This is a genomic window from Janthinobacterium sp. SUN206, from assembly GCF_030587305.1.
GTDB lineage: Bacteria > Pseudomonadota > Gammaproteobacteria > Burkholderiales > Burkholderiaceae_D > Janthinobacterium > Janthinobacterium kumbetense.
Genome location: NZ_JAPWIB010000003.1, coordinates 613,244 through 631,010, shown reverse-complemented (window position 1 = coordinate 631,010; position 17,767 = coordinate 613,244). Strand labels below are relative to the sequence as shown.

17 protein-coding genes are annotated in these 17,767 nt (G+C 61.4%); 4 read left to right on the top strand and 13 right to left on the bottom strand.

The window, feature by feature from the left end; translation table 11 throughout:
- Window positions 1-33: 33 nt before the first annotated feature.
- The 13 genes from O3300_RS19825 to O3300_RS19765 all read right to left on the bottom strand — a co-directional run bounded on the left by O3300_RS19825 (window position 34) and on the right by O3300_RS19765 (window position 13,232).
- On the bottom strand, window positions 34-675 hold the full coding sequence (locus O3300_RS19825; RefSeq protein WP_077398981.1) for a DUF502 domain-containing protein: 642 nt from the start codon (window positions 673-675) through the stop codon (window positions 34-36).
- A 40-nt stretch (window positions 676-715) separates the two neighbouring features.
- A complete protein-coding gene (locus tag O3300_RS19820; RefSeq protein ID WP_077398979.1) occupies window positions 716-1,024 on the bottom strand; it encodes an FmdB family zinc ribbon protein in 309 nt (102 codons plus the stop codon).
- A 79-nt stretch (window positions 1,025-1,103) separates the two neighbouring features.
- A complete protein-coding gene (locus O3300_RS19815) occupies window positions 1,104-1,706 on the bottom strand; it encodes a methyltransferase (protein WP_305053875.1) in 603 nt (200 codons plus the stop codon).
- Window positions 1,707-1,725: 19 nt separating this feature from the next.
- On the bottom strand, window positions 1,726-3,297 hold the full coding sequence (gene ubiB, locus O3300_RS19810; protein ID WP_099665676.1) for a ubiquinone biosynthesis regulatory protein kinase UbiB: 1,572 nt from the start codon (window positions 3,295-3,297) through the stop codon (window positions 1,726-1,728).
- Window positions 3,294-3,932 carry an SCP2 domain-containing protein gene (locus O3300_RS19805; protein ID WP_289912344.1) on the bottom strand — a complete coding sequence of 213 codons (639 nt, stop codon included), beginning with the start codon at window positions 3,930-3,932 and terminating at the stop codon, window positions 3,294-3,296. Before O3300_RS19805 ends, ubiB begins: the two co-directional genes overlap by 4 nt.
- 152 nt (window positions 3,933-4,084) lie before the next feature.
- Entirely contained in the window at window positions 4,085-5,029 is a 945-nt protein-coding gene (locus O3300_RS19800) for a Tim44 domain-containing protein (RefSeq protein WP_305053874.1), read from the bottom strand.
- A gap of 42 nt (window positions 5,030-5,071) precedes the next feature.
- Window positions 5,072-5,806 carry a bifunctional demethylmenaquinone methyltransferase/2-methoxy-6-polyprenyl-1,4-benzoquinol methylase UbiE gene (gene ubiE, locus O3300_RS19795; protein WP_034753359.1) on the bottom strand — a complete coding sequence of 245 codons (735 nt, stop codon included), beginning with the start codon at window positions 5,804-5,806 and terminating at the stop codon, window positions 5,072-5,074.
- 29 nt (window positions 5,807-5,835) lie between these two features.
- Window positions 5,836-7,077 carry an RNA polymerase sigma factor gene (locus O3300_RS19790; protein ID WP_305053873.1) on the bottom strand — a complete coding sequence of 414 codons (1,242 nt, stop codon included), beginning with the start codon at window positions 7,075-7,077 and terminating at the stop codon, window positions 5,836-5,838.
- Window positions 7,078-7,079: 2 nt separating this feature from the next.
- Window positions 7,080-7,424: a YciI family protein gene (locus O3300_RS19785; RefSeq protein WP_305053872.1), complete on the bottom strand. Its 345-nt coding sequence runs from the start codon at window positions 7,422-7,424 to the stop codon at window positions 7,080-7,082.
- Between the two features lie 95 nt (window positions 7,425-7,519).
- Window positions 7,520-7,972 carry a DUF971 domain-containing protein gene (locus tag O3300_RS19780; RefSeq protein ID WP_289905722.1) on the bottom strand — a complete coding sequence of 151 codons (453 nt, stop codon included), beginning with the start codon at window positions 7,970-7,972 and terminating at the stop codon, window positions 7,520-7,522.
- A gap of 9 nt (window positions 7,973-7,981) precedes the next feature.
- Window positions 7,982-8,431, bottom strand: a complete 450-nt coding sequence (locus O3300_RS19775) for an HIT family protein (protein ID WP_305053871.1) — start codon at window positions 8,429-8,431, stop codon at window positions 7,982-7,984.
- Window positions 8,431-12,471: a DUF3683 domain-containing protein gene (locus tag O3300_RS19770; protein WP_289912349.1), complete on the bottom strand. Its 4,041-nt coding sequence runs from the start codon at window positions 12,469-12,471 to the stop codon at window positions 8,431-8,433. Before O3300_RS19770 ends, O3300_RS19775 begins: the two co-directional genes overlap by 1 nt.
- Window positions 12,472-12,740: 269 nt before the next feature.
- Window positions 12,741-13,232, bottom strand: a complete 492-nt coding sequence (locus O3300_RS19765) for a YqaA family protein (protein ID WP_077398959.1) — start codon at window positions 13,230-13,232, stop codon at window positions 12,741-12,743.
- 201 nt (window positions 13,233-13,433) lie between these two features.
- Between O3300_RS19765 and ilvA the strand changes: the two genes are divergently transcribed.
- The 4 genes from ilvA to hprK all read left to right on the top strand — a co-directional run bounded on the left by ilvA (window position 13,434) and on the right by hprK (window position 17,682).
- Window positions 13,434-14,969 carry a threonine ammonia-lyase, biosynthetic gene (gene ilvA, locus O3300_RS19760; RefSeq protein WP_099665685.1) on the top strand — a complete coding sequence of 512 codons (1,536 nt, stop codon included), beginning with the start codon at window positions 13,434-13,436 and terminating at the stop codon, window positions 14,967-14,969.
- Window positions 14,970-15,051: 82 nt separating this feature from the next.
- On the top strand, window positions 15,052-15,894 hold the full coding sequence (gene queF, locus O3300_RS19755) for an NADPH-dependent 7-cyano-7-deazaguanine reductase QueF (protein WP_289905725.1): 843 nt from the start codon (window positions 15,052-15,054) through the stop codon (window positions 15,892-15,894).
- Between the two features lie 333 nt (window positions 15,895-16,227).
- Window positions 16,228-16,710 (top strand): PTS sugar transporter subunit IIA, encoded by a 483-nt coding sequence (locus O3300_RS19750; protein WP_071079718.1) that lies wholly within the window; start codon window positions 16,228-16,230, stop codon window positions 16,708-16,710.
- Between the two features lie 36 nt (window positions 16,711-16,746).
- Window positions 16,747-17,682: an HPr(Ser) kinase/phosphatase gene (gene hprK, locus O3300_RS19745; RefSeq protein ID WP_034753337.1), complete on the top strand. Its 936-nt coding sequence runs from the start codon at window positions 16,747-16,749 to the stop codon at window positions 17,680-17,682.
- Window positions 17,683-17,767 lie beyond the last annotated feature (85 nt).

Sequence of the window (17,767 nt, the reverse complement as noted above, 5' to 3'; positions counted from 1 at the left end):
AATCCGGCCACGTCCCGCATGGGACGCCTGCCTTTATTCTTTGGCTGCCGGGGCCGGTACAGCAACAACTTCCGCAGGCGCCACCACGCCCATCGAGACGATATATTTGAGCGCCGCATCGACGCTCATGTCGAGTTCGACGACATCGCTGCGCTTCATCATCAGGAAAAAGCCCGATGTCGGATTCGGCGTCGTCGGCACGTACACGCTGACATAGTCGCCCACCAGGTGGTTTGCCGCATCACCGCCCGGCACGCCGGTCAGGAAAGCGATGGTCCAGGAGTTCTGGTGCGGATACGGCACCAGCACGGCCTTGCGGAAGGCATTGCCCGACGGGGAAAACAGGGTATCCGACACTTGCTTGACGCTCGAATACAGGGAATTGACGATGGGTATGCGTTGCAGCAATTTTTCCCACAGTTTCACCACGTAATTGCCGACCAGGTTATTCGTCAGCAAGCCCGTGAAGAACACGATCAGTACCGTCAATACCGTGCCCAGGCCGGGAATGGTGCTCAGCGCGGGAATCTGGCGGCCGAACCAGACGCTGGGCTGCGTACTGCCGGGCACCAGCAACAGCGACTGGTCCATCGTGCTGATGACCAGATTCAGGACCCAGGCCGTAATGGCCAGGGGCACCAAAATCAGTAATCCGGTAATAAAGTATTTACGCATCGGTTTCTCGGTAAGGGATCGTATCGGCGCGGCGCGCTTTTCAGTCCGCTTTCGGCGCAGCGGCAGCCGGGGCGGGCGCAGGGGCCGCGGCAGGCGCGCTCTCGGCGGCCGGGGCGGGTTTGGCGTTATCGGCCGGGCCCGTCGGAATGGCCGTGGTGGGCGCCGTGCCGCCGCGGAAATCGGTCGCGTACCAGCCGGTGCCCTTCAATTGGAAACCGGCGGCCGTCAATTGCTTCTTGAAACTGGGCTTGCCGCACGACAGGCACACCGTCAGTACTGGATCGGAGATCTTTTGCAAGACGTCCTTGGCAAAACCACACTCGTCACAACGGTAAGCGTAAATCGGCATCTCTACTCCGAGAAAATCATCAAAAACCCTGAATTATAAAGCTTTTCCTTTGTCGCCAGCGGAAATTGCCCCGCCCGCCTCAGTCCGCCCGGCGGCGCCAGCTCATCCAGCGCTCCTTGCCGGCGAAGACGGCGATGGAATCGTCGACGGCGTCGTCGGCCAGGCAATCGAAATGCGGCGCCAGCAATTCCTGCAGTGTCTCACGCGATATGCCGAACGGCGGTCCCTTGGCATTGTCGTCAAAGAAAAAGTAACCGGCCAGCATGGCGCCCGGCGCCAGCAGCTGCGCCCAGCGGGCCGCCACTTGCGGCCACATGGCGCGCGGCATGGCGCACAGGAAAGCCCGTTCATAGATCAGGTCCAGCGGCGCAACGGGTTCCCAGGCAAAGAAGTCCGCTTCCACCACCCGCCCTGCCCGCTCACCCAGCTGGATGCGCGCGGCCGCCACGGCACCGGGAGAAAAGTCGATGGCCGTGGCATCCCAGCCGTGCTCCAGCATGAAGACCAGCTCATACGCCGAGCCGCAGCCGGGAATCAGGCAGCGCAGCGGCGCCGGGCTGCCTGCAACGAAGCTGCGCAGGCGCGCAGGCACGCCGCCGTGGTCCCAGGGCGTGAATTGCTTCTCGAAACGCTCGTCCCAGAAGGCGGGCGAGAGCGGGTCGCGGGTGTGGAAGTCAGCCATCACTTACGTCCTCAGCCAGTTAAAACGGCAGTTGATGCCAGCGCATGAACACTTGCAAGCCCAGCGCACCGAGCGCAAAGGCGCCCACGAAGTAGACGATAAAGCTCAGCAGGCGGTTCGTCTGGCGTTGCTCGGCCAGCAAGGTTTTCATCAGTTCCACCTCGTTTTCGCGCGGTTCGCCATGCACCGTCAAGGCCTGGTGCAGCAAGCGCGGCAGTTGCGGGAAGATGTGCGCATAACGGGGCGCCTCCGCGCGCAGGCGCTCCATGAAGCCTTGCGGCCCCACCTGGTTGCTCATCCATTTTTCCAGGTAAGGCTTGGCCGTTTGCCACAGGTCCAGTTCCGGGTCCAGCTGGCGGCCCAGGCCCTCGATATTGAGCAGGGTCTTTTGCAGCAGCACCAGTTGCGGCTGCACTTCCACATTGAAGCGGCGCGAGGTCTGGAACAGGCGCAGCAACACTTGCCCAAAAGAAATATCTTTCAGCGGACGGTCGAAGATGGGCTCGCAGCAGGCGCGCACGGCCGCTTCCAGCTCATCGACGCGCGTATCCTTCGGCGCCCAGCCCGATTCGATATGCGCCTCGGCCACGCGCTTGTAGTCGCGACGGAAGAAGGCGAGGAAGTTTTGCGACAGATAATCCTTGTCGTAGTCGTTCAGGGTGCCGACGATGCCGAAGTCCAGCGCGATGTAGCGGCCGAACGATTCGGGCGCGATCGATACGAGAATATTGCCCGGATGCATGTCCGCATGGAAAAAGCCATCGCGGAACACTTGCGTGAAGAAAATCTCCACGCCATCGCTGGAGAGTTTACGCAAGTCAACGCCGGCCGCCACCAGGCGCTCCGTCTGCGACACGGGGATGCCATACATGCGTTCCATGACGATGACGCTGCTGGAACAGTAATCCCAGTGCATTTCCGGCACCAGCAGCAAGTCCGAGTTGGCGAAGTTGCGGCGCAGCTGGCTGGCGTTGGCCGCCTCGCGCATCAGGTCCAGCTCGTCGTGCAGGTATTTGTCGAACTCGCCCACCACCTCTTTCGGTTTCAGGCGCTTGCTGTCGGCCCACAGGCGGCTGGTCCAGTCGGCGGCGATGTGCATCAGGGCCACGTCTTCGTCGATCAGCTTTTTCATGCCTGGACGCAAGACCTTCACGGCCACTTCGCGGCCATCTTTCAGGGTAGCGAAGTGCACCTGGGCAATCGAGGCGGACGCCACCGGTTCGCGCTCGAAGCGGGCAAACAGCTGGTCCGGGTGCGCGCCCAGGGACTTGGTGATCTGCGCAACGGCCAGGTCGGAATCGAACGGCGGCACCCGGTCCTGCAGGCGCGCCAGCTCTTCGGCGATGTCGAGCGGCATCAGGTCGCGCCGGGTCGACAGCACCTGGCCGAATTTGACGAAAATCGGACCCAGCTCTTCCAGCGCCAGGCGCAGGCGCAAGCCCCGCGGCGACGACAGGTCACGCCAGAAAATCAGGGTGTCGATCAATTTGGCGGTGCGGGGAACTTGCAGACCAGAAATCGCTATCTCATCCAGGCCGTACTTGATGGAAACACGGATGATTTTAAACAGGCGCAGGAATTTCAATATCATGTAGACAAATCCGGTGAGGAGGGCTGCGGCTGGACGGCGGCGGCCGCCTTTTCCAGCCGGGCAAGGCGCTTGGCCAGGCGTTCGACATCATCGCGCACGCGCGTCACGCCAGCGGAATACTCTTGCAGGGTAGAAGGACGGATCAGCATGGGCTGTTCGTCGAGAAAATATTCGGCCACGTTTTCCGCCAGCTTTTGCTGGCCCGTGCGCACAAAGGCGGCCGCATCCTTCGCGCCGGACACGAGGCGCGTGGCCAGCATGGGGCCGACGACCTTTTCCAGGTCGTGCTCGGCCTCCCAGCGCAAGCCCTTGCTCAATTGGGAAATCGCATTGGCAAACTCGGCATCGCCTTCGATCTTGACGTAGGAAAACGCCCGCTCGCGGTTTTGCAGGATCAGCGGCACATCGGACAATTTCACGCGGATGGTGACGTTGGCCGGCATGTCGGCCGGCGCCGCCTCCAGCATGCCGGCGCTGTCGACGCGCAGGCGCAAGGCCACGGCGCCCGTGTCGATGCAGGCCAGCTTGCCGGCATGCACGGCCAGTTGCTGGCGCGCCCACGGCTCCTGCGCCAGCAAGTGGTTGATTGTCGCGATGACGGGCGTCATCAGGGAGAGATCGGAAAGTGGTGCCATCTATATACTGCGCGCCGCGCGCGCCCCCAAAAAGAAAAAACCGCCCATCAAACAAGGTGGGCGGTTTCGATCTTACCAGTTCAGCAGGAAATATCTGTCAAGCATCATGCATTCCGCATGGACTTAAGCCATTATTCAGCAAGTTTTTACAATTAATTCAATTGCTGGATGCCTGCCAGAACCCAGCCGCTATTTCCGCTGACGGGTTTCGACATATTCCACACTTCCGCGAACGGTTCCGCTGCGGCGCCCGGCGCCGAACGGATCAGGCCCGTAAACTTCACGCTGGCCAGGTAGTCGTTGACGCTCGTTTCGATCCCCAGCAGTTCGGCATCGATGGTGACGACATCCGTAAAGTCTGGCTGCGCGCCCCGTTCCTGGATTTGCATGCGCAGTTCCGCATACACTTCCGGCGACGTGAATTCGCGGATATCGTTGATGTCCGCCTTGTCCCAGGCCGCTTGCAGGCGAATGAAATTGCTTTTCGCGTGGCGCAGGAAGGCGTCCTTGTCGAAGTCGCTTGGTACGCCCCATGGCGCGGCAACCGGCGCCGGCTTGTCCAGGCCTACGCCGGACGAGACGGGTTGCAGCGGCGGCAGCGGCGGGATGCGCGAACCGATGTCAGGCACGTTGCCCGCTGGCGCAGGCTGGTTGCCGCCAAAACCAGCAAACGGCGCATTGCCGCCGGCATTGTTGTCGCGTTTGCCACGTACCATGCGGTAGATGAAGAACGCCACGCCGGCCAGCAAGGCCACCATCAACAGGGTGCTGATCATGCTGGCCAGGGCGCCGCCCAAGCCAAAGTGCGACAGCAAGGCGCCCAGACCCAGGCCCAGCAAGGCGCCGCCCAGCAAGCCCTTCCAGCGGCTCGGTGCCTTGGCGGCAGGGGCCGGCGCGGGGGCTGGCGCAGGTTGCGCCTGGCGTGGCGCGGCGGCCGGCGCCGGGGTTGGTGCCGGCGCAGGCGTCTGGCGGCCCACGTTTTGCGACTGGCGGCCAAACGAACGGCCACCGCCCATGGGACGGGCCAGCGCCTCGCCCAGCATGGATACCGTGGTCGCGGCCAGCATCATGCCGACCATAAATTTCTTCAATTTCATTCCATCTCCTAAAATCACCGGCTTGGTGAGTTACAGCTTGAGTTACATCTTGATGCCGGTATGCAAAGCGGCAATGCCTGCCGTCAAATTGTAGTACTGCACCCGCTCCAGGCCCGCCGTTTCCATCATGGTCTTCAGCGTTTCCTGGTCCGGATGCATGCGGATCGATTCTGCCAGGTAGCGATAGCTTTCCGCGTCGCCGGCGATTTTCTGTCCGAACCACGGCAAGACCGAGAACGAGTACAGGTCGTACGGCTTTTGCAGGGGCGCCGCCACCTTGGAAAACTCCAGCACCAGCAGCTTGCCGCCCGGTTTCAGCACGCGGCGCATTTCCGCCAGCGCCACATCCTTGTGCGTCATGTTGCGCAAGCCAAAGGCCACGCTGACACGGTCAAAATAATTATCGGGGAATGGCAGTTTTTCCGCGTCACACAACAAGGTGGGGGTGAGCAAGCCGCGATTCAAGAGGCGGTCGCGGCCTACGCGCAACATCGATTCATTGATATCGGTCAACCAGACTTCGCCGGTAGGGCCCGCCTGCTTGGCGAATGCCTTCGACAGGTCGCCCGTGCCGCCGGCGATGTCGAGCACCTTGAAACCGGGGCGCACGCCCGCGTTGGCAATGGTAAACGTCTTCCACAGACGGTGCAGCCCGCCCGACATCAAGTCATTCATCACGTCGTATTTGGCAGCGACGGAATGGAACACCTTGGCGACTTCGCGCACTTTGTCGTCTTCTGCAACTGTTTTGTATCCGAAATGGGTCGTATTGGTCATGGTAGGCAGTCTGTTTGAACTTGGGAGCATTATACAAGCGGCAGGCGCATTTCCCCGTGACGCCGGAGAAGGTATTGCCTTTCCACTGCATTCGCAGCCAGCATGGCCGCCCGGGCATATGCCGCCAGCGCCCCCCGCCGGTCGCCCTGGCGGCGCAGCAAGTCGGCCCGGGCTGCGTGCAGATAATGCGAATTGGCAAGGCTGGGCACGGCTTCCAGGCGTTCGAGCCACGCCAGGCCGTGCTCTGCGCCATGCGCCATCGCGCAGGCGATCACGGCATTGAGCAAGATCAAGGGTTCCGGCTTGTGCCGCAGCAAGGCGCCATACAGGGCGCTGATCTGGCGCCAGTCCGTCTGGCTGGCCGTGACGGCCTTGGCGTGCAAGGCGGCAATGGCCGCCTGCAACTGGTATGGCCCTGGCGCGCGCGCCGGCAAGGCTCGTTCCAGAACGGCCAACCCCTCGGCGATCAAATCCCCCTGCCACAGGCGACGATCCTGCTCTTCCAGTGTCAGCAAACAGCCTGCGGGCGAGAGGCGGGCCGGGCCGCGCGACGCCTGCAGCAGCAGCAAGGCCAATAGCCCCTGTACTTCCGGCTGGCCGGGCTGCAGGCTGTCGAGCAGCCGCCCCAGGCGCAACGCTTCCGCGCACAGGTCGGCGCGCAGCAGGCTATCGCCGCCGCTGGCGCAATAGCCTTCGCTAAACACCAGATAGATGACATGCTGCACTTGCGCCAGCCGTTGCGGCCAATCCTGGGCCGGCGGCAACTCGAAAGGGATGCGCGCTTCGGCGATCTTGCGTTTGGCGCGCAAGAGCCGCTGCGACAGGGCCGCTTCCGCCACGCCGAAAGCGCGCGCGATCTCGTCCGTGGACAGCCCACACAGGGTGCGCAGGGCCAGCGCCACCTGCGCCTCGGGCGCCAGCGCAGGATGGCAGCAGATGAACAGCAGGCGCAGGCGGTCGTCCTCGATGGCTTGCGTTTCATCAAGCATGGCTGCCGGCAGGCAGGACAGCACGGCCTCGGCCTCGCTGACGCTCTTGCCCGCGCGGCGCACGTGATCGAGGCCCGCGTTGCGCGCCACCGAGCTGAGCCAGGCCGCGGGATTGGACGGGATGCCCGCCTGCGGCCACAGTTCCAGCGCCTTGCGGCACGCTTCCTGCAACACATCTTCCGCCAGGCCCAGGTCGCCGAAACGCCGCATCAGGCCGGCCAGCACCCTGCCCTTTTCCTGGCGAAAGACATGTTCGACGGCCGCAATGGCGTCGCCGGCCATGTTTATGCCGTGACGGGCCGCACTTCGATGGTGCCCAGGGAAGCCGCCGGACAACGCCCAGCCCAGGCCAGCGCCTCGTCCAGGTGGGCGCAGTCCAGCAGGTAATAGCCGCCCAGCTGCTCCTTGGTTTCCGCGAACGGCCCATCCGTGATGACAGGCTTGCCGTTTTGCACACGCACGCTGGTGGCGTTGCGCACAGGCGCCAGCTCGGCGCCGCCGCGCATCACGCCCGCCACCTCCAGGTCCTGCGTATAGCTGGCAAAGTCGGCCATCAGGCTGGCCATCTGGCCCTCTTCCATGGCGGCATAGCGCGCCTCGTCGGCGTAGATCAGGATCATGTATTCCATAGTCTCTTCTCCAAAAGAAAAATGCCCGCAAGCGCGGGCATCCATACGACGAACGGGGCGGCGGCAATCCGACAAGATTACCGCATTATTTTTAATTAATGCTTATGACCGCAACTGGGTCCATGAACATGACCGCCGGAAGATTGCTTGACCGTCATGTCCGCCTTGGCATCGCGGCCGCTGTCGCCCGGGTAGCCGGCGGCTGCCAGGCGATCCAGGTAATCCTGCCACAGGGTCGCTTGCTCGGCGCCCAGCTTGTACAGATATGCCCAGGTGTACAGGCCGGAATTGTGGCCATCGCTGAAGGTGGGCTGCACGGCGTAGTTACCGACCGGCTCCAGACCCGTGATACCGACCAGGCGCTTGCCCAATTGCAAGGTTTCCTGGCCCTTGCCATGACCCTGCACTTCGGCCGACGGCGAATACACGCGCAGGTATTCGAACGGCAGGGCAAATTCGCTGCCGTCGTCGAACGCCACGTCGAGCACGCGCGACTGGTTGTGCACGGTCAAGCCGGTGGGTTGGGGTGTTGCTGCTTTTTCAGTCATGACAATACTTTATGCGGATAAACGTTGAAGGATGGCGTCGCGCAAGGCAGGCAGCAGGGCGCGGCGCGCGGCCAGCACCTCGGGCGCCGTTTCGCGCTGGATCACCGCCCAGCTGGGGTTCGGGAAATGCGCGTCGTCGCGGTAGCGGGGAATCACGTGCCAGTGCACGTGCGGCGTCATGTTGCCGAAACTGGCGACATTCACCTTTTCCGGCTGCATCACTTCCCGCACGGCCAGTTCGACTTGCCACACGACTTCCATGACGTAATTGCGCTCGCCCGGCGTCAAGTCCGTCATTTCCTTCACGTGCTTGTTCCAGATCACACGGCAAAAGCCGGGATAGGCAGGATCGTCGACAGCCACGACGGACAGGCGCTCACTGCGCCACAGCAAGGTCTCCGGACCCTGCTTGTTGGCGTAGCCGTCCAGCAAGTTGCACAGATCGCAACTCGTGGACATCACACGAGCACCCGTTCGATGCCGCCGTCATTGGCGCGTTTCACGTAATCCGGCATCCAGTTCTCTCCCAGCAAGTGTTTGGCGATCTCGACGACGATGTAGTCGGCCGTCGTGCCCGAATCGTCATTGTAGCGCGACAAGCCTTGCAGGCACGACGGGCAGCTGGTGAGGATTTTGACGTCGCCCGTGAAACCGTCGCCGCGCAGCTTGTCGGCGCCCTTGACCATCTCTTCTTCCTTGCGGAAACGCACTTGCGTGGAAATGTCCGGGCGCGTGACGGCCAGCGACCCCGATTCGCCGCAGCAACGGTCATTCTTCTCGATCTTCACGTTGTCTACCGTGCTGATCAGGGAATTGATGGTCTTGCCCGATTCCTGCAGCTTCATCGGATTGTGGCATGGCTCGTGGTACATATAACGGGTTCCATTGACGCCTTCCAGCTTGACGTTTTTCTCCAGCAAATACTCATGGATATCCATGATGCGGCAGCCGGGGAAAATCTTTTCAAACTGATACGTCGCCAACTGGTCGTAGCAAGTGCCGCACGACACGAGCACCGTCTTGATGTCCAGGTAATTGAGCGTGTTGGCCATGCGGTGGAACAGGACGCGGTTATCCGTCATCATCTTCTCGGCCTTGTCGAACTCGCCCGCACCCCGTTGCGGATAACCGCAGCACAAATAGCCCGGCGGCAAGACCGTCTGCACGCCCACTTCCCACAGCATCGCTTGCGTAGCCAGGCCCACTTGCGAGAACAGGCGCTCCGAACCGCAACCAGGGAAGTAGAACACGGCTTCCGTATCGGCCGTCGTCGTCTTCGGATTGCGGATGATCGGGATGACTTTATCGTCTTCGATATCGAGCAGCGCGCGTGCCGATTTCTTCGGCAGGTTGCCCGGCATCTTTTTGTTAATAAAATGAATCACCTGCGCCTTGACGGGCGGCTTGCCTGTCGATGGCGGCGGCGCCTTGGTTTGCTTCTTGGCAAATTTCTTCAGCAAGTCATGGCCCAGGCGCTGCGCCTTGTAACCCCAGCCGATCATGACCTTGCGCGTGGCGTTGATGGTCACGGGATCGGTAGCGTTGAGGAACATCATCGTGGCCTTGGTGCCCGGATTGAAGCTCTTCTTGTCCATCTTGCGCAGCAAATTGCGCATGTTCATCGACACATCGCCAAAGTCGATATTCACCGGGCAAGGCGTCACGCATTTATGGCATACCGTGCAGTGGTCGGCCACGTCCTCGAACTCTTCCCAATGCTTGATGGAAATACCGCGGCGCGTCTGTTCTTCGTACAGGAAGGCTTCGATCAGGGACGAGGTCGCCAATATCTTGTCGCGCGGCGAATACAGCAAATTGGCGCGCGGCACGTGGGTCGAGCACACGGGTTTGCACTTGCCGCAACGCAAGCAATCCTTGACGCTGTCGGCGATGGCGCCGATATCGCTTTGCTGCATGATCAAGGACTCATGCCCCATCAGGCCGAACGATGGCGTGTAGGCATTGCGCAAGTCGGCGCCCATGCCCGGCAGGTTCAGCAATTTACCTTTGTTGAACCGGCCTTCCGGATCGATGCGCTGCTTGTAGCTGCGGAATTCGCCGATCTCTTCTTCCGTCAAGAATTCCAGCTTGGTGATGCCGATACCGTGTTCGCCGGAAATCACGCCATTGAGCGAGCGGGCCAAAATCATGATACGGCCCACGGCTTCGTGGGCGTCCTGCAGCATTTCGTAATTGTCCGAGTTGACGGGCAAGTTCGTGTGCACGTTGCCATCGCCCGCATGCATGTGCAGCGCGACGAACACGCGGCTACGCAAGATGCGCGCGTGGATGGCGGTGGCCTCGTCCAGGATCAGCTTGAACGCGGCGCCGTTGAATATCTGGCGCAGCTGGGCGCGGATCTCTTGCTTCCAGGTAATGCGCACGGTGCGGTCCTGCACCACGTCGAACAGAGTGGCGTCCGGCTGCGTTTCCAGACGCGCATCGAACACGGGCAGCAAGCGCTCCATGCCCAGTTCGGCCAATTCGCCCTTCACGTCCGCCAGCGGACGGTCCAGCTGGGCCAGCAGATAGGTCCAGCGGCTCGTCACTTGCGCCAACAGCTGCTGCGCCTGCTCGGCGCGGTCGCCCAGCATTTCCGCATCGTCGACCCGGTCGTCGGACGCATCGTCGCTCTTGCCTACTGGCAAATTACCCTTGCCAAAGAATTCGCTGAGGGCCTCGGCCAATTGCAGTTTATTCTTGATCGACAACTCGATATTGATGCGTTCGATACCATCCGTGTATTCACCCATGCGATTGAGCGGGATCACGACATCTTCATTGATCTTGAACGCATTCGTGTGCTTGGCGATCGCCGCCGTGCGAGCACGGTCGAGCCAGAATTTCTTGCGCGCTTCCGGGCTGACGGCGACAAAGCCTTCGCCCACGCGGGTGTTGGCGATGCGCACCACTTCCGACGCCGCTTGCGCGACAGCATTTTCATCGTCGCCGACGATGTCGCCGAACAGGGCCATCTTCGGCAGCACGCCCCGCTTCGACTTGGTGGCGTAACCGACGGCGCGCAGGTAGCGCTCGTCCAGGTGTTCCAGGCCCGCCAGGCGGATGGTCGTGTATTGCTCGCCTTTCGCCGGCAAGCCGTCGAGGTAATCCTTGATTTCCACGATCGACGGGATCGCGTCGCGCGCCTGGCCGAAGAATTCCAGGCAGACGGTACGGGCGAACTTCGGCATCTTGTGCAAAATCCAGCGCGCCGACGTGATCAGGCCGTCGCAGCCTTCTTTCTGGATGCCCGGCAAGCCGGCGAGGAATTTATCGGTGACGTCCTTGCCCAGGCCTTCCTTGCGGAACTTGCGGCCAGGAATTTCCAGGATTTCCGTCTTGAACGGCGCGTTTGGTTTCGTCGCGTCGCGCGTGCTCGGGTGACGCCATTCCAGCTGGAAACGTGCCAGTGCGATATCGTGGATCTTGCCCAGGTTATGGTCGAGGCGCGTGACGTCGAGCCAGTCGCCGTTCGGGTCGACCATGCGCCACGAGGCCAGGTTGTCCAGCGCCGTGCCCCACAGCACGGCTTTCTTGCCGCCCGCATTCATGGCGACGTTGCCGCCGATGCAAGAGGCGTGCGCGGACGTCGGGTCGACGGCAAACACGAAACCAGCCTTTTCCGCCGCTTCCGACACCTTGTTCGTGATCACGCCGGCGCCCGAATTGATGGTCGCGTATTCGTGCGTGAGGCCCGGCAAGACCGTCATTTCCACGGCGCCCAGGGTGATGAGTTTTTCCGTGTTGATGACGGCCGACATCGGCGTCAGGGGAATCGCACCGCCCGTGTAGCCGGTGCCGCCGCCGCGCGGGATGATGGTCAGCCCCAGCTCGATGCAGCCCTTCACCAGGCCGGCCATTTCCTCTTCCGTGTCGGGCGTGAGCACGACGAACGGGTATTCCACGCGCCAGTCGGTGGCGTCCGTCACGTGCGACACGCGCGTCATGCCGTCGAAGCGCACATTATGCTTTTCCGTATAGCGTCCCAGTACCTTGACCGTGCGCTTGCGCAAATCGTAGGTCTTGCGGAATTCGTCGCCAAAGTCGGCCACGGCCTTGCTGGCCGCTTTCAGCAGCAGCTCCACATTGGCGCTGCGCGCTTGCGCCACTTCGGGCGATTCGCCACTGGCGGCCACGTCGCCGCCGGCCGCGTCGATGGACAGGCGGCGCTTGTCGACTTCGGCCAGGCGGTGATGCAAGGCATCGATCAAGCCCTGGCGGCGCTTCGGATTGTCGAGCAAGTCATCCTGCAGGTAGGGATTGCGGCGCACGACCCAGATGTCGCCCAGCACCTCGTACAACATGCGGGCCGAACGGCCCGTCTGGCGGGCGCCGCGCAGCTCGTCGAGCAGGCGCCAGGAGTCCTCCCCCAACAGGCGTATGACGATCTCGCGATCGGAAAACGACGTGTAGTTATACGGGATTTCGCGCAGGCGGCTTGCTGCGGGACCATTCGGCGTTTCTGCCAGTAAAGCTTGGATATGTGCGGGAGCGTTCATGGAGTGTGGTGACGATGTGGACTGGACCCTAAAGGCCCATTTTATCTTATTGCGCCGCACCATGCGGGAACAGCCTTATGCCGCCCAAGGTTTAAGCACCGCATCCGTCACCATAGCAAATACGGAAAAGCCCTATTTTGCATGAATAAAAAACCAGTGTTGCTCATTTTTTGACGCAAAAATGCCAAGAATCAGAGTCTGCTGCAAACTATCGAACTGCCCAAAAATGGGGCAAAACGGCGTTGCATTACGCCCCGTTTGCGCCCACTTTACGCCAGCATTTGTCCAATCCGGTGCCATACGCCATCGGGCACGTACAGCAGCAAGCCCGTCATGGTCAGGTAGCGCGCGCACTTGCCGACGGCCATGTAGGCCACGCTGGGCCAGAACGGCAGCTTGAGCCATCCGGCCAGGGTACACAGCGGGTCGCCCACGATGGGCAGCCAGGCCAGCAGCATGGTCTTGGCGCCATAGCGGGCCAGCCAGCGGAACCAGCGCGTGTCGCGTTCCTTGGCAAACGCCTGCTTGGCCCGGTAGCCCATCCAGTAGTCAACGACGCCGCCCAGGGTGTTGCCCAGGGTGGCGACGCCGATGGTGGCCCAGAAAAGCGCGGGATTGGCCTTGATGACGGCAAACACGGCCGGTTCCGAGCCGAGCGGCAAGAGGGTGGCGGAAATAAAGCTGATCAGAAAGACCGATGTCAGCCCGACTTCCGGTGCTGCGATCAGCTGCAGCAGCCAGGCGATTGCGGATTCGATCATGGAACACTTCGCGATGCAGTAAGGCTCTCCATTATAATGAAGAGCAGCTTGCGCGCCGCACAATCCGCGCCGGCCGGCACAGGCCTACCCGCCCGCAGTTCCACAGAGCATTATTGTCGCCAGGCTATCCGCCGCGGCGCCGCCGCTATCGCCCGACACGCTCCAGACCCTTTCTGGCCCAGAATCACTTGCTTGCAGACTATGAACATCGACTACCTCAAGAAAATCCTGACCGCCCGCGTCTATGACGTCGCTACCGAAACGCCGCTGGAACTGGCCCCTGCCCTGTCGCAGCGCCTGAACAACCAGATTTACTTCAAGCGCGAAGACATGCAAAGCGTGTTCAGTTTCAAGATTCGTGGCGCCTACAACAAGATGTCCAAGCTGAGCGAAGCGGACCGCAAACGGGGCGTGATTTGCGCCTCGGCCGGCAACCACGCCCAGGGCGTGGCCCTGTCGGCCGCGCGCATGGGTTGCCGCGCCGTCATCGTCATGCCGACCACCACGCCCCTGGTGAAGGTCGAGGCCGTCAAGGGACGCGGCGGCGTGCACGTGGAAGTGGTGCTGCACGGCGAGTCGTACACGGATGCCTACAACCATGCGCTGACCCTGGAAAAGGAACAGAAGCTGACCTTCGTGCACCCGTTCGACGATCCGGACGTGATCGCCGGCCAGGGCACGATCGGCATGGAAATCCTGCGCCAGCACGCCGGCCCCATCCACGCCATCTTCGCGCCCATCGGCGGCGGCGGCTTGATCGCCGGCATTGCCGCCTACGTGAAACAGATTCGTCCCGACATCAAGATCATCGGCGTACAAAGCGTCGATTCGAACGCCATGGCCCGTTCGCTGAAAGCGGGCGAGCGCGTGACCCTGAACGACGTGGGCCTGTTTGCCGACGGCACGGCCGTGCGCCTGGCCGGCGAGGAAACCTTCCGCCTCGTGCAGGCGTATGTCGATGAAATCATCACCGTCGACACGGACGCCATCTGTGCCGCCATCAAGGATGTGTTTACGGATACGCGCAGCATCCTGGAGCCGTCCGGCGCGCTGGCCATCGCCGGCGCCAAGGCCTATGTGGAACGGGCCAGCCTGACCAAGCACCCCGTCAACAATGAAACCCTGGTCACCATCGCCAGCGGCGCGAACATGAATTTCGACCGTTTGCGCTTTGTCGCGGAACGGGCCGAACTGGGCGAATTCCGCGAAGCCGTATTTGCCGTCACCATGCGCGAACAGCGGGGCAGTTTCAAGCGTTTCTGCTCGCTCATCGGCGCGCGCAACGTGACGGAATTTAACTACCGCATCAGCGATGAAAAGGCCGCGCACGTGTTCGTCGGCATTCAAATTGCCGACCGGCATGAATCAAGCGTGCTGGCGAAGACTTTCGAGGAACACGAATTCAAGACCCTGGACCTGACCCACGACGAGCTGGCCAAGTCGCACATCCGCCACCTGGTGGGCGGCAAGAGCCGGCTGGCGCAGGACGAGTTGCTGTACCGCTTCGAGTTCCCCGAGCGCCCGGGCGCCCTGATGCGCTTCCTCGACAGCATGGCGCCGAACTGGAATATTTCCCTATGTCACTACCGCAGCCAGGGCGGCGACGTGGGCCGCATCCTCATCGGCCTGCAAGTGCCGCCCGATGAAATGGGAGAATTCGCCCGCTTCCTCGACACCCTGGGCTACCGTTACTGGGATGAAAGCAGCAATCCCGTCTATAAGCTGTTCCTGGGGTAAGCATCACCTCCCGGCGGCGGCTACTCGCCGTCGGGAGAATTAGGCTACCATGCGTGCTTGACTGAATTCACGCCACACGACCATGACCACCACCAACGACCTCGCCGAACAATCCCCGCTGGGCAAAAGCTCCGCCTACCGCACCGATTACGCGCCGGAACTGCTGTTTCCCATTCCCCGCCAGGGCAAGCGCGACGAGCTGGAATTGCGCGGTACATTACCGTTCTTCGGCCTCGATATCTGGAATGCGTATGAACTGTCGTGGCTGAACCAGCGCGGCAAGCCGCAAGTGGCGATTGCCAAGGTCAGCGCGCCGGCCGATTCGCCGAACATCATCGAATCGAAGTCGTTCAAGCTCTATTTAAACTCGTTCAACCAGACCAGGCTGGACAGCCCGGATGCGCTGCTGGCCCTGCTCAAGCAGGACTTATCGAAGGGCTTCGGCGCGCCCGTGCAAGTGGAACTGACCTTGCAGGAAGATTTCGGCAAGCTGAAAATGGGCGAATTCGACGGCGTGCTGCTCGACCGCCTGGACCTGGAAATCACGCAATACACGCCCTCGCCGCTGCTCCTGAAGGCGGCGCTCGATGAAGCGCCGGTGGAAGAAAAACTCGTCTCGCATTTGCTCAAATCGAATTGCCTGGTGACGGGCCAGCCCGACTGGGGCAGCGTGCAGATCGAGTACGCGGGACCGCAGATCGACCAGGAAAGCCTGTTGCGCTACCTGATCGGTTTCCGCGAACACAACGAATTCCACGAGCAATGCGTGGAGCGCATCTTTGTCGATATCTTGCGTCAGTGCAAGCCGCAAAAACTGTCCGTGTATGCGCGCTACACGCGCCGCGGCGGCCTCGACATCAATCCCTGGCGCAGCAACTTCAGCACGGGAGCGATGCCGGGCAATCTGCGCAATGCGCGCCAGTAACGCCAAACAACACCCCGCAACCATGCCAACAGGAATGTTGGCTGTGTTTTAAAACAACGTTGCAGTAGTGCCGCAGAGCATGTCAAAGACGCTGAAAAATCGGAAAATCGGCATTCGGCGGCGGAAAAACCGGCGCACCGCGTGTTTTTAATCAAGAAATAGCCGATACACGCCGATGTTATTTTTTTGCTAAAATGATGACCACGTGGGCTGTAGCGCCCACTGCGCCCGCAGCGGGCGTATACTGTTGAGAATTGGCGTTACAGGCCGCCGAAACAGGCCTATAATTCGGCTCGCAAGCCCTCTGCGCATTGCACCATTTCATTGAGTGTCATGACTAATCTTAGCAAAATATTATCCCTCGAGAACGTCCTGCTGGACCTGGAAGTCTCCAGTAAAAAGCGCGCCTTCGAGCAAGCCGGCCTGATCTTCGAAAACAATTACGGCATCGCCCGCTCTACCGTCTCGGACAATCTGTTTGCCCGCGAACGCCTGGGCTCGACCGGACTGGGTCATGGCGTGGCCGTGCCGCATGGCAGGGTCAAGGGCAGCAAAACCTTGAAAGCGCCGCTGGGCGCCTTCGTGCGCCTGGCCGAGCCGATTCCATTCGAATCGCCCGATGGCAAGCCCGTCAATCTGCTGTTTTTCCTGCTGATTCCAGATCATGTCACCCAGCAACATCTGGAAATCCTGTCGGAAATCGCCGAAATGTTTTCCGACGACGCCTTCCGCACGGCATTGGCCACGGATCCGGAACCGAAATCCGTGCATTCGCGCATCGTCAATTGGCAACCCAGTCTGCAAGCGGCAGGTTAAACTTCAGGTATTCCTCCACTCCTGAAGAAGACTGCCATGTTGCAAACGCCGCTGACGATACAACGCCTGTACGACGATAATCGTGAAAGTCTGCAACTGGGCTGGTTCGCCGGCTTCCCCGGCGGCGAGCGCCTGATCTCGGGCGACGTCTCGTCGGCCGCCGACCAGGTGGGCCACTTGAACCTGATCCATCCGGGCCGCATCCAGGTCTTCGGCCACCAGGAAATTAACTATTACCAACGCCTGAAGGTCAACACGCGCACCCACGTGATCGGCGAACTGATCGCCGGCGGTCCGCCCGCGCTGATCATCGCGCAAGGGCTGGAAACGCCACCCGACATCCTCGCCATCTGCGACGAACAAAACATTCCCCTGTTCTCCACCCCGCTGCCGGCCGCGCAAGTGATCGACTTCCTGCGCGTCTACCTGTCGAAAAAACTGGCGCAGCGCATCATCATGCATGGCGTGTTCATGGACGTGCTGGGCGTGGGCGTGCTGATCACGGGCGACTCGGGCCTGGGCAAGAGCGAGCTGGGGCTGGAACTGATCTCGCGCAGCCACGGCCTCGTGGCCGACGACGCCGTCGAATTTTCGCGCATCGCGCCCAATATGATCGAAGGCCGCTGCCCGCCCCTGCTGCAAAACCTGCTGGAAGTGCGGGGACTGGGCTTGCTCGATATCAAGGCCATCTTTGGCGAAACGGCCGTGCGCCGCAAGATGCGCCTGAAGCTGATCGTGCACCTCGTGCGCCGCAACGCGCTGGAAGAAGAAGTCGAACGCCTGCCTTTCCTGTTCCCCACGGAAGACGTGCTGGGCTTGCCCGTGCGCAAGGTCGTCATCCCCGTCGCCGCCGGCCGCAACATCGCCGTGCTGCTGGAAGCGGCCGTGCGCAATACGATTTTGCAACTGCGCGGCATCGATACCTTGCAGGAGTTCATGGAACGGCAACGTTTGGCAATGAGCGGCGACTAGCGTTGCAAGAAGCACGCCCTCTTTTGTTTAACCAATACTACAGCCCAAATTGCAATAATTTGTAAAGATAGTTGCCTTGGGAGCG

Coding starts and splice junctions, on each gene's coding strand:
- O3300_RS19825 (WP_077398981.1), bottom strand. CDS start 675: ATGCGTAAATACTTTATTACCGGATTACTGATTTTGGTGCCCCTGGCC.
- O3300_RS19820 (WP_077398979.1), bottom strand. CDS start 1,024: ATGCCGATTTACGCTTACCGTTGTGACGAGTGTGGTTTTGCCAAGGAC.
- O3300_RS19815 (WP_305053875.1), bottom strand. CDS start 1,706: ATGGCTGACTTCCACACCCGCGACCCGCTCTCGCCCGCCTTCTGGGAC.
- ubiB (WP_099665676.1), bottom strand. CDS start 3,297: ATGATATTGAAATTCCTGCGCCTGTTTAAAATCATCCGTGTTTCCATC.
- O3300_RS19805 (WP_289912344.1), bottom strand. CDS start 3,932: ATGGCACCACTTTCCGATCTCTCCCTGATGACGCCCGTCATCGCGACA.
- O3300_RS19800 (WP_305053874.1), bottom strand. CDS start 5,029: ATGAAATTGAAGAAATTTATGGTCGGCATGATGCTGGCCGCGACCACG.
- ubiE (WP_034753359.1), bottom strand. CDS start 5,806: ATGACCAATACGACCCATTTCGGATACAAAACAGTTGCAGAAGACGAC.
- O3300_RS19790 (WP_305053873.1), bottom strand. CDS start 7,077: ATGGCCGGCGACGCCATTGCGGCCGTCGAACATGTCTTTCGCCAGGAA.
- O3300_RS19785 (WP_305053872.1), bottom strand. CDS start 7,424: ATGGAATACATGATCCTGATCTACGCCGACGAGGCGCGCTATGCCGCC.
- O3300_RS19780 (WP_289905722.1), bottom strand. CDS start 7,972: ATGACTGAAAAAGCAGCAACACCCCAACCCACCGGCTTGACCGTGCAC.
- O3300_RS19775 (WP_305053871.1), bottom strand. CDS start 8,431: ATGTCCACGAGTTGCGATCTGTGCAACTTGCTGGACGGCTACGCCAAC.
- O3300_RS19770 (WP_289912349.1), bottom strand. CDS start 12,471: ATGAACGCTCCCGCACATATCCAAGCTTTACTGGCAGAAACGCCGAAT.
- O3300_RS19765 (WP_077398959.1), bottom strand. CDS start 13,232: ATGATCGAATCCGCAATCGCCTGGCTGCTGCAGCTGATCGCAGCACCG.
- ilvA (WP_099665685.1), top strand. CDS start 13,434: ATGAACATCGACTACCTCAAGAAAATCCTGACCGCCCGCGTCTATGAC.
- queF (WP_289905725.1), top strand. CDS start 15,052: ATGACCACCACCAACGACCTCGCCGAACAATCCCCGCTGGGCAAAAGC.
- O3300_RS19750 (WP_071079718.1), top strand. CDS start 16,228: ATGACTAATCTTAGCAAAATATTATCCCTCGAGAACGTCCTGCTGGAC.
- hprK (WP_034753337.1), top strand. CDS start 16,747: ATGTTGCAAACGCCGCTGACGATACAACGCCTGTACGACGATAATCGT.